Origin of the sequence: Nocardia neocaledoniensis (genome assembly GCF_029868625.1) — a bacterium.
GTDB classification, from domain to species: Bacteria; Actinomycetota; Actinomycetes; order Mycobacteriales; family Mycobacteriaceae; genus Nocardia; species Nocardia neocaledoniensis_A.
In genome coordinates, this window is the sequence record NZ_JARWOJ010000068.1 from 1 (window position 1) to 10,126 (window position 10,126).

Annotated in this window: 9 protein-coding genes; 4 read left to right on the top strand and 5 right to left on the bottom strand. The window is 71.1% G+C overall.

Annotated elements, in window-relative coordinates; genetic code table 11:
* Positions 1-181 precede the first annotated feature (181 nt).
* The 4 genes from QH270_RS04235 to QH270_RS04250 are packed head-to-tail and all read right to left on the bottom strand — an operon-like array spanning position 182 to position 4,851.
* Positions 182-1,108 (bottom strand): ABC transporter permease, encoded by a 927-nt coding sequence (locus tag QH270_RS04235; RefSeq protein ID WP_280338991.1) that lies wholly within the window; start codon positions 1,106-1,108, stop codon positions 182-184.
* Positions 1,105-2,235 (bottom strand): ABC transporter permease, encoded by a 1,131-nt coding sequence (locus QH270_RS04240; protein WP_280338999.1) that lies wholly within the window; start codon positions 2,233-2,235, stop codon positions 1,105-1,107. Before QH270_RS04240 ends, QH270_RS04235 begins: the two co-directional genes overlap by 4 nt.
* Positions 2,236-2,276: 41 nt before the next feature.
* Positions 2,277-3,854, bottom strand: a complete 1,578-nt coding sequence (locus QH270_RS04245) for an ABC transporter ATP-binding protein (RefSeq protein ID WP_280338992.1) — start codon at positions 3,852-3,854, stop codon at positions 2,277-2,279.
* A gap of 4 nt (positions 3,855-3,858) precedes the next feature.
* Complete coding sequence (locus QH270_RS04250) at positions 3,859-4,851, bottom strand: BMP family protein (protein WP_280338993.1); 993 nt, start codon at positions 4,849-4,851, stop codon at positions 3,859-3,861.
* 160 nt (positions 4,852-5,011) lie between these two features.
* Between QH270_RS04250 and QH270_RS04255 the strand changes: the two genes are divergently transcribed.
* Together QH270_RS04255 and QH270_RS04260 are read left to right on the top strand one after the other, a co-directional pair.
* Positions 5,012-5,734 carry a GntR family transcriptional regulator gene (locus QH270_RS04255; RefSeq protein ID WP_280338994.1) on the top strand — a complete coding sequence of 241 codons (723 nt, stop codon included), beginning with the start codon at positions 5,012-5,014 and terminating at the stop codon, positions 5,732-5,734.
* Positions 5,735-6,367: a hypothetical protein gene (locus QH270_RS04260; RefSeq protein ID WP_280338995.1), complete on the top strand. Its 633-nt coding sequence runs from the start codon at positions 5,735-5,737 to the stop codon at positions 6,365-6,367. It abuts the gene before it with no gap.
* A gap of 172 nt (positions 6,368-6,539) precedes the next feature.
* Here QH270_RS04260 and QH270_RS04265 read toward each other — a convergent pair whose 3' ends face one another.
* Positions 6,540-7,424 carry a LysR family transcriptional regulator gene (locus QH270_RS04265; protein WP_280338996.1) on the bottom strand — a complete coding sequence of 295 codons (885 nt, stop codon included), beginning with the start codon at positions 7,422-7,424 and terminating at the stop codon, positions 6,540-6,542.
* A 71-nt stretch (positions 7,425-7,495) separates the two neighbouring features.
* Here QH270_RS04265 and dapA point away from each other — a divergent pair, with 71 nt between their 5' ends.
* Complete coding sequence (gene dapA / locus QH270_RS04270) at positions 7,496-8,383, top strand: 4-hydroxy-tetrahydrodipicolinate synthase (RefSeq protein ID WP_280338997.1); 888 nt, start codon at positions 7,496-7,498, stop codon at positions 8,381-8,383.
* Positions 8,384-8,450: 67 nt separating this feature from the next.
* Positions 8,451-10,126, top strand: a 1,676-nt coding sequence (locus QH270_RS04275; RefSeq protein ID WP_280338998.1) for a DHA2 family efflux MFS transporter permease subunit, incomplete at its 3' end; no start/stop codon positions are given.

Here is a 10,126-nt window from a genome sequence, read left to right on the forward strand (position 1 = left end):
CCCCCGGGGGCCGGGGGGTGTGCCGGGGGGGGGGGGGGGGCCCCCGGGGGGGCGCCCGGGGGGGGGGGGGGGGGGCCCGGCCCGCCGGGGGCCCGCCCGGGGGGGGGGCCCCCCACGGCGGTCACATCGGAATGCGACAGGATCAGGGTCACGGGGGCAGCTCCTCGAAAATGGGTGCGGGTCAGGAGGTTCGGGCGAAGGCGACGGTCAGGTCGCGCGGCGAGCGGCTGTTGCCGACCAGGCCGCTGACGGCGACGATCGCGATCAGGTAGGGCAGCATCACCAGCACCGCGAACGGCACATCGATCCCGAGGGCGGGCAGCGCGAACTGCAATGCCTGCGCGATGCCGAAGAACACCGACGCCCAGATCACCCCGAGCGCGCGCCAGCGGCCCGCGATCACCGCGACCACGGCGAGGTAGCCGATGCCGCCGGTCATGTTGTCGCTGAACGAATGCACCTCCGACAGCGCGAGCTGCGCCCCGCCGAGACCGGCGGCGAACGCGGCCAGCAGCACGCAGCAGGCGCGGACCGCGCGCACGGACAGACCGGTGCGGTCGGCGGCGACGGCGTCCTCACCGATCGCGTCGATCACCAGACCGAGCTTGGTGCGGCGGGAGAACACGACCGCCAGGGCGGCCACCACGGCGATGCACACGTAGCCGAGGGCGGTCTGCCCGAACAGGGCGGGACCGACGACCGGAATGCGGTGCAGCAGCGGGATGCGCAGGGGATCGAAGCCGGGCACGCTCTGGCCCTTGCCGTCGGCGAGGAGCAGTCGCGCACCGTAGGTGGTGGCACCGAGCGCCAGCGCGTTGCTGGCGATGCCGACCACGATCTGGTCGGCCCGCAGCTCGATGCTCCAGATCGCTTGCAGCACACCGAAGACCAGGGCCGCGACCACGGCGGTGAGGGCGCCGAGGACGGGGGATCCGGTGCCGACGGCGCCGAGTACGCCGGCGAAGGCGCCGGTGAGCATCATCGCTTCGAGGCTCAGGTTGAGGACACCGGCGCGCTCGCTGATCAGCTCCCCGCCGGCGGCGACGAGGATGGGCAGGGTGAATCCGATGCCGCTGGTGGCGATGTCGGTGACCGTGTCGAGGCTCATCGGGACGCTCCTGCGAGATCGGTGGTGTCGGTGCTGCCGACCTGCGCGCTCGGCTCGGGCCGCGCCGGCTCGGATCGGCGCGCGCTCCTGGTCCACAGGGCGGCGCCGGCGATGAACACGATCATCAGTGACTCGACGACCGAGATCGTCGAGGCGGGGACGTCGACCGCCAGTTGCAGGTTGATCCCGCCGGAGACGAGGAAACCGAGCAACAGCGAGACGGCGACCACGGCGGCCAGCGAGCCCCGCGCGAGCAGCCCGACCACCAGACCGGAGAACCCGTACCCGGAGGAGAACCCCTCCGCGAGCACGAACGGCGCGGTGGCCACGAGTAGCCCACCGGCCAGCCCCGCGAACGCGCCTGCCCCCGACAAACTGAGAAAACGCAGCCGCCGCACCGGAACACCGAGCCGGTCGGCCGCGTCGGGGTTGAGCCCGACCGCTCGTAGCCGGGTGCCGAGCGCGGTGTGGCGCACCAGGATCGCCGTGCCCAGCGCGGCGACCAGGGCGATCCACAGGGCGATCGTGGCGGGGGAGCGTTCGATCCCGAGCAGCGGCAGATGGGCCGCGGCGGTGAGGGGTTCGGACTGCGGCAGGGTCTCCGAGGAGGTCACCGGCTGGCGCAGCAGCGCGGGCTCGTGCACCACGAGCAGCACCATCGCCAGGCCGACGAAGTTGAGCAGCAGCGTGGTGATGATCTCGCTGGTCCCGCGCCGGACCCGCAGAGCGGCGGCGATCGCGGCCCACAGCCAGCCGGCCGCGGCCGCGCCGAGCAGGACCGCGGGCAGCGTGAGCGCGGCGGGGGCGCCGGTCATGGTGGTGCCGATCGCCGTGGCGGCGATGCCGCCCGCGCAGATCTGGCCCTCGCCACCGACATTCACCAGCCCGGCCCGATGCGCGATGGTGAAGCCGACCGCGACCAGCATGAGTGTGGCCGCCACATTGAGCGAGGCGCCGACGGCGTAGTCGCTGCCGAACATCCCCTCCCACAGGGCGGTCATGGTGGCACCGGGGGCCGCGCCCGCCAGGGCGGCCAGGACCAACCCGATCAGTCCCGCCGCCACCATGGCCGCGGCGGCGACGACGATCGGCTGGTGCGCCCACTGTCGTGGGTCGAGCCGCCGCATCTCGGCGGGGCGCCCCGGGGGCGGGCTCGCGTTCGTGGCGGTCATGCCGACACTCCCATCATGAGTTCGCTGATCTGGTGTGCCGCCGTGGGATCGGCGGTGTCGACCGGTCCGGCGAGGGCGCCGCGATAGGCGACGACGACCCGGTCGCACAGCGCGAGCAGCTCGGGCACCTCGCTCGACACCACCAGGACCCCGCACCCGTCGGCGGCGGCCCGGCGCAGTTGGGCGAGGACGAAATCGACCGCGCCGATATCCAATCCACGGGTCGGCTGCCCGGCGACCAGGCAGCGCAGGTGCGTGGCCGACAGCTCGCGGGCCAGGACCACCTTCTGCTGGTTGCCGCCCGACAGCGAGCCCATCCGCACCCACGGTCCGGCCGCGCGGACATCGAAGCGGGCCAGCTCGGCCGCCGCGGCGCGGCCCATCGCCCGCCGGTCGAGCAGCCCGAAGCGCCGGAAGCGGCCGAGCTGCCCGAGGAACAGGTTCTCGGCCAGGGTCATGTCGGCGACCATCGCGTCGCGGTGCCGGTCCTCCGGGACGACACCGAGGCCCAGCCGGGTCCGGGTCGCCGGTGGCGCGGCGGTGATGTCGACGCCGTCGAGGGTGACGGTGCCGCCGTGCACCGCGGTGCCGCCCGCGAGGACGGCGAGGAGCTCGCTCTGCCCGTTGCCCTCGACGCCGGCGATCCCGACGATCTCCCCGGGGCGCACGATCAGGTGCGCGTCATCGAGCGCGGTGCTCCCGTCGTCGCGACGCACGGTGATGCCGTCGACGGTGAGAACCGGTGCGGGCGAGGCGGTGTCGCCTGTCGGTTCGGTCTGTTCCGGCCGCGGACCGGACTCCGGCTCCGGGGCGGATTCGAGCCCGATGGTGGCGGCGACGGTCGGATCCAGATCGGCTGCCGTGCGCCCGACCATCGCGGTGAGCAGCTGGGCGATGCCGGTGTTCGACATCCGCCCGCCGCCGGCGACGGTGCCGCGCCGCAGCACGGTCGCGGCGTCGGCGACCCGGGCGACCTCGCCGAGCTTGTGCGTCACCAGCACCACGGCCTTGCCGTCGGCGGCCACGGCCCGGCAGGTGTCGATGAGCGCGTCGATCTCGGCCGGATCGAGCACGCCGGTGGGCTCGTCGAGCAGGATCAGCGACGGATCGGGCAGCAGCGCCTTGACGATCTCGACCTTCTGCCGCGCGCCCACCGGCATGGCGGCCACCCGCTGGTCGAGGTCGACCCGCAGGCGATAGCGCGCGGCGATCTCGTCGAGCCGGTCGGTCAGCTCGCGGCGACGCAGCCGGGCGCCCCGCTGGGTGAGCAGCAGGTTCTCCGCGACCGTCATGGTGGTGACGAGGCTGAAGTGCTGATGCACCATGGCCACGCCGGCGGCCATCGCGGCGGCGGGGGAATCGGGCCGGAACTCGGTGCCGCCCAGCATCATCCGGCCGGTGTCGGGCCGGCAGCCGCCGAACACCAGGTTGCACAGCGTCGACTTGCCCGCGCCGTTCTCGCCGAGCACACAGTGCACGGTGCCGGATTCCACGGTGACGTCCACATCGTGCAGGGCCCGCACGTCACCGAAACTCTTGCCCAACCCCTGCAGGGTCAACGCGGGTGCGCTCATGGGCTCAGTACGGCTTCACCGCGCCGGTGGCCAGCGCCGACTTCGCCTTGGTGAGCGCGTCGGCCACGGCGGGGTCCTTGCTGCACAGCACGAAATCGGTGCCGTTGTTGGGCGAGGTGAGCCCGAACCGCACGTTCTCGGCCTTCCACGAGTTGTCCAGCGTCGCGTTCACCGCGTACTCGAGTTCCGCGCCGATGTCGGTGTGCACGTAGCCCAGGTAGACAGGGTTGGCGCAATCGCCGGGGATCGGACCGCCGACCATGGTCGCGCCGGACTGGGCCGCGGCCTGCTCCATCCCGGCCTTGCCCAGGTTCACGATCTGCCCGAGCGCCCCCGCGCCCGCGCCGTAGTCGGCCAGGGCGGCCTGCTTGGCCTTGGCCGGATCGTTGAAATCACCCACGTATTGCGGTGTCAGCACCTTCACGTCGGCCTTGGCGAAGCGGGCGCCGTTGCCGAAGGCGTTGGCGGCGTTGACGATCGCGGGCAGTTCGACACCGCCGACGAAGGCCACCGCGCCGGTCTTCGCGCCCGCGGCCGAGACGGCGCCGCTGAGGAACTCGGCCTCGGCCTGCTGCGGGTCGTAGTAGGCGAGATTGGCCATGGGCTTCGCGTCGGCGGGGCCGCCGATCTCGACGAACTTCACGTCGGGGAACTGCGGCGCGACCTTGCGGACGTCGGCGTCGGTCTGCCCGCCGAGGGAGATCACCAGATCGTTGGTCGAGGCGAAACGCACCAGCGCCTGCTGGTAGTCGCTGGCGGCGACCTGCTCGACCTTGCTCAATTCCACCTTGTCGCCGAGCTTCTCGGCGATGCGCTGGTAGCCGAGGTACCCCGACTGCATGAAACCGGTGTCCGAGAGCGAGCCGGGGAAGAACACGCCGACCTTCAGCTTGCCGCCGGAGGCGGCCGAGTCGGAGGAGCCGCAGGCCGACAGCAGGGCGGCGGCGGCCAGTGCGGCCGAGCCGAAGGCGATCGCGCGCCGAGTGGACTTGTGCACGGGGTACTCCTTGATCTGACGAACCGCACGCTTAGCGGTATACCGTTAAGTGTCAGCCTGGGGCCCGCAGATGACAGGCGGATTACCGAAACGTAAGAAACGGTCGCTCGCCGTGCGCGCCGCTACGGTTGGAGTCGGACAGGAGCGGAAGGACGGTGCGGTGGCGGAGGAACCGGCGAAGAAGTCGCTGCGGGATCGGGCCTACGAGGAGTTGCGCGATCGGATCGTCGACCTGCGGCTGAGCCCGGGACAGCGGCTGGTCGAACGCGACCTGGCCACCGAACTCGAGATCTCGCGCATCCCGCTGCGCGAGGCGCTGCAACTGCTCGAGCGGGAGGGGCTGGTCGTGATCGTGCCCAGGCAGGGCGCGATCGTCGCTCCGTTCACCGTCACCGACGTGCGCGATCTGTTCGACGTCCGCGAGAGCCTGGAGGTGCTCGCCGCCCGGCTCGCCGCCGAGCGGGCCGAGCCCGCCGACCTGGCCGCCTTGCGCGAGCAGCTCGAGGCCGCGCGCCGCGCCACCGCCGCAGGCGATCAGGCCGCGATCGCGGCCGCCAACGCCGGTTTCCACGCGCGCATCGTCGAGGTCTCGGGCAACCCGCTGCTGCAATCGTTGCTGCGCCCCTTGGAATCTCGCGTGCGCTGGCTGTTCCACCTGACCAAGGAGCGTGATCCCGGCACCCAGTGCGACGAGCACGAGGACCTCTACGCCGCGATCGCGGCGGGCGATGCCGAGGCCGCCGCCGAGATCGCCTATCGGCACGTGGCCTCGGGGCGCGAACCCAGCCTCGCGCTCTCCGCGCAGTGGTCCATGCCCGAGATCGACCCCGTCACGGCCACCCGCACCCGGCAGCGCGCGCCGCAACGCGAGAAATCGGCTTGAATGTCCTCCATCGCCTCGGAAGTGCGCGTGAGCGGGGCGGATGAGACGCGGAGCCGAGTACGGCTCGGCGGATTGCTCGCCGTCCCCGTGGTGTTCGCCGCAGCGATCGCGGCGTGGTTCATCGCTGTGCCCGGAGATGGATTGGCAGTGCGCTTCTACCGGTTCGACGGCATCCCCCTGGTCGCCGCCCCGATGTTGTGGACGGCTGCCGTGGTGCTCTGCTTCGTGTGCGCTCCGACGCTGAGCCGGTACCGCAAGTGGGTGTGGAGGATGTTCGTTGCTGTCGTCACGCTGGTGGCGTTACCGCTGTGGATATCGACGTCGTTGATAGCAGCCTTGTCCGACGATCCCGGCAAGGTCGAGAACACCGTGGTCAGCCCCGATGGCCGTCATGAAGTGGTCGCGGTGCCCTACTACGCTTTCGACTCCGGCTGCCGCGTATGGCTTCGGGAGCGCGGCGGGCTTTTCAGCAGGCAGGCACTGGTGTGGCTCGAGTCCGAAGGGGCCTGCCCGGCACGGATATCTTTCGTCGGTGGCAGCACGATCAGCGTCACCATATTTCGCGATGCGAAGGCACTGACGACGACTTTTGACCCCGACCGAACTTCCGTGGTTGCTGTCCTGCACTCGTAGGAAACCTCGGCCTGTGGTTCGTGGTCGATCGGTCGGCCTGTGTTGCGAGGAGTTCGATCCGGCCGACCTGAACGTGCGTTGGGCTGGGGCGTCGTAAATCTTGCGGGCCGGCGTGCGGTGCGTGGCTTGGTATCCGGAAGCGGTCACGCGCGGTGTCGGCGACGGCGGTGCTTCAGGCTGTTTCCCCCGCCGCGGCGCGCAGGGCGGTGCGCGCGGCGCGGAGGGCGGGGTGGGTCGCGGTGCCGTTGCGGTAGGCCAGGTGGGTGTGGCGGCGGGTGGTCAGCGGAGCCAGTGCGATGCCCGGCGGTGGCGAGTGCAGGGCGAGGGCGGGCACGATGGCGGTGCCGGCGCCCGCCGCGACCAGGGCGAGGACTGTGTCGAAGTCGTCGGCGTGGTGGCGGATGTGGGGCGTGAAACCTGTTGCCTGGCAGGCGCGCAGGGTCACGGTGTGGCAGAGGGTTCCGGGTGTGCCCGCGATCCAGGGGGAATCGCGGTGCGCGCGCAACGGGTCGTCGGCCGGGGCGGGATCGCGGGTGGCGAGGTGGACGGTCTCGGTGTAGAGGGGTTCGGTGTGGATGGCCGGGTCCGGCGTGGCGGGGACCAGGTCGTAGTCGTGGGTGAGCGCGATGTCGAGGGTGCCCGCGCGCAACGCGTCCGGCACGTTCGCCGGATCGATCTCGGTGACGGTGAGCTCGAGGCGCGGGTGCTCGGTGCTCAGGCCGACCAGGGCTGGGGAGAGCAGGGTGCGTGCCGCGGTGGGAAACGCGCCGATGCGCAGGGTGCCGACGAGTTCGTCGCCGACCCTGGCCAGTTCCGCGTCGGCGCGTTCGAGCGCGGCGAGGATGGTCTCGGTGTGCCCCACGAGCACGTGTGCGGCCGGGGTCAGTGTGACGCGCCTGCCGGTGCGGACGAGCAGGGACACCCCTGCCTCGCGTTCGAGCGCGGTGAGCTGCTGGGACACGGCCGAGGGCGTGTAGCGCAGCGCCTCGGCGACAGCGGCGATGGTGCCGCGGTGGGCGAGTTCGCGCAGCAGGCGGAGCTTGCGGACGTCCAGCATCAGTTCAGCTTACGTAGCACGTCACGAATGTGAACTGGACCTGATGTATTGCCGACCTCGACGATGGAGCCATGACATCGATGCAGGGCCTGTTCGTCCCCATGATCACGCCGTTCACCGCAGACGGCGCCGTGGCTCCCGCCGCACTGGAAGCCCACGCGCACCGCGTTCTCGACGCGGGCGCGACCGGGCTGGTCGCGCTGGGCACCACCGCCGAGCCCTCCGCGCTCACCGCCGACGAGCGCACGGAGGTCCTCGATCGCTGCGCCGCCGTGTGCGCCGAACGTGACGCGCCGCTGATCGTCTGCGCCGGCGGCAACGCCACCGCCGAATCGGTGCGCGCCGTCGGCGCGTTGCGGTATCCGGCGGCGGCCGTGCTGGCCGTGGTGCCGTACTACGTCCGGCCGAGCGAGGAGGGCGTGGTCGCGCACTTCACCGCGCTGGCCGCGGCCAGTCCCGCACCGCTGCTCGTCTACGACGTGCCCTATCGCACCGCGCGCCCGCTCAGCGGGGACACGCTCGTGCGGCTCGCGGAAATCCCGAACATCGCCGGGTTCAAGCATTCGGTCGGCGGCGTCGACGCGGCCAGCGTAGAACTGCTGGCGCGGGCAGGAGCCACGACGACGGTGCTGTGCGGCGACGACCGCTTCGCCTCGGCGCTGCTGGCGCTCGGCGCGCGGGGCGGGATCCTGGCGGCGGCCAATGTCGCGCCCGCCGCCTACGCCGCGCTGATCGCGGCCTGGCTCGCCGACGACGCCGCCCGGGGACGGGCGCTCGGCCATCGCCTGGACGCGCTCGGCGCCGCGTTGTTCGCCGAACCCAACCCCACGGTCGTCAAGGCGGTCCTGGCCGACCAGGGTCTGATTCCCAGTGCGGCGGTGCGTCTGCCGCTGTTGCCCGCCGCCCCGGAATCGACCGCGGTGGCGGTGCGCGCGGCGGCGACATTCGCCCCGGTCTGACCCGGGCGCTGTCGACGAACAGAAAATTTCACTGGTCATCGCGAAGGAAAGGTGCCACTGTTAACCGGTGACGAAACCTCCGGATATCGGCGCCGCCGATCCCGCTCCCGACAAGCTCGACGCCGCCGTTCTCAAGGTGGCCGGCGTGGTCGTCCTCGGTGCCGTGATGTCGATTCTCGACATCACCGTGGTCACCGTCGCGATTCCGACCTTCATGACCGATTTCCAGGCCTCCGTCGAGGTCGTCGCCTGGACGATGACCGGCTACACCCTGGCCCTGGCCTCGGTCATCCCGATGACCGGCTGGGCCGCCGACCGCTTCGGCACCAAACGCCTGTACCTGACGGCGCTGACCTTCTTCATCATCGGGTCGGTGCTGTGTTCGATGGCGTGGAGCATCGAGTCGCTGGTGGCCTTCCGCGTCATCCAGGGCATCGGCGGCGGCATGCTCATGCCGCTGGGCATGACGATCATGACCCACGCCGCGGGCCCGCAGCGGATCGGCCGGGTCATGGCCGTGCTCGGCGTGCCCATGCTGCTCGGCCCCATCTGCGGCCCGATCCTGGGCGGCTGGCTGATCGACTCCTTCAGCTGGCACTGGATCTTCCTGATCAACCTGCCGCTGGGTCTGATCGCGCTGGTGCTGGCGTTCATCGTGCTCGAGCGCGACAAGCCCAAGCCCTCGGAAGCGTTCGACTTCGTCGGCATGCTGCTGGCCTCGCCCGGCCTGGCGCTGTTCCTGTTCGGTGTCTCCTCCATCCCGGAGAAGGGCACCGTGCTCGCCGGGCGCGTGCTGATCCCGGCGATCATCGGCGCGATCCTGCTGGTGGCCTTCGTGTTCCACGCGCTGCGCACCGAGCACCCGCTGATCGATCTGCGCCTGTTCCGCAACACCTCGCTGCGCTTCTCGGTGCTCACCATGTCGCTGTTCGCGACGGCGTTCTTCGGCGCGGGCTTCCTGCTGCCGAACTACCTGCAGCAGGTCCGTGGTGAGACGGCCTTCGACTCGGGCCTGCTCATGGCGCCCCAGGGCATCGGCGCCATGCTGACGATGCCGATCGCCGGCTTCCTGGTCGACAAGATCGGACCGGGCAAGATCGTCCTGTTCGGCATCACCCTGATCACCCTCGGTCTGGCCGGGTTCACCCAGCTCGGCGCCGATACCTCCTACCTGGTGATCGGTGGCGCGCTGTTCGTGATGGGTCTCGGCATGGGCTGCACCATGATGCCGGTGATGACCGCCGCCATCCAGACGCTCACGCACGCTCAGGTCGCGCGCGGGTCGACGTTGATGAACATCATCAACCAGACCGCCGCCTCGATCGGCACGGCGACGATGTCGGTGGTGCTCGCGGCTCAGCTCAACGATCACCCCGAGGCGAAGATGGCGATCGGTGCCACCGTCCAGCCGGACCTGGCCGCGCAGATCCCGCCCTCGATCATCGAGCAGGGACTGGAACTGGCCGCCGACGCGTTCAGCACCACCTACTGGGTCACCGTCGTGCTCGCGTTGCTGACGCTGATCCCGGCGTTCTTCCAGCCGCGCCCCAAGCCGAAGGCGCCCGTCGACGCCGAGGCCCTCGCGCGGGTCTTACCCCAGGCACCCGAAAGTTGGCGGGGGCCGGAGCTGATCGGTCCCCGCCGCCGAAGCACGTCGATGGTCCGCCGGGAGTTCCGGGGTCCGCCGGGTGAGCCGGAGATCGAGGTTGAGCTCAGCAACCTCGACAAGGTGCTGTACCCGGA

Bases quoted from the DNA above. Each gene is read 5' to 3' on its own strand.
- QH270_RS04260 (WP_280338995.1), top strand. From the start codon at position 5,735: ATGTCCTCCATCGCCTCGGAAGTGCGCGTGAGCGGGGCGGATGAGACG.
- QH270_RS04245 (WP_280338992.1), bottom strand. From the start codon at position 3,854: ATGAGCGCACCCGCGTTGACCCTGCAGGGGTTGGGCAAGAGTTTCGGT.
- QH270_RS04235 (WP_280338991.1), bottom strand. From the start codon at position 1,108: ATGAGCCTCGACACGGTCACCGACATCGCCACCAGCGGCATCGGATTC.
- QH270_RS04265 (WP_280338996.1), bottom strand. From the start codon at position 7,424: ATGCTGGACGTCCGCAAGCTCCGCCTGCTGCGCGAACTCGCCCACCGC.
- QH270_RS04240 (WP_280338999.1), bottom strand. From the start codon at position 2,235: ATGCGGCGGCTCGACCCACGACAGTGGGCGCACCAGCCGATCGTCGTC.
- dapA (WP_280338997.1), top strand. From the start codon at position 7,496: ATGACATCGATGCAGGGCCTGTTCGTCCCCATGATCACGCCGTTCACC.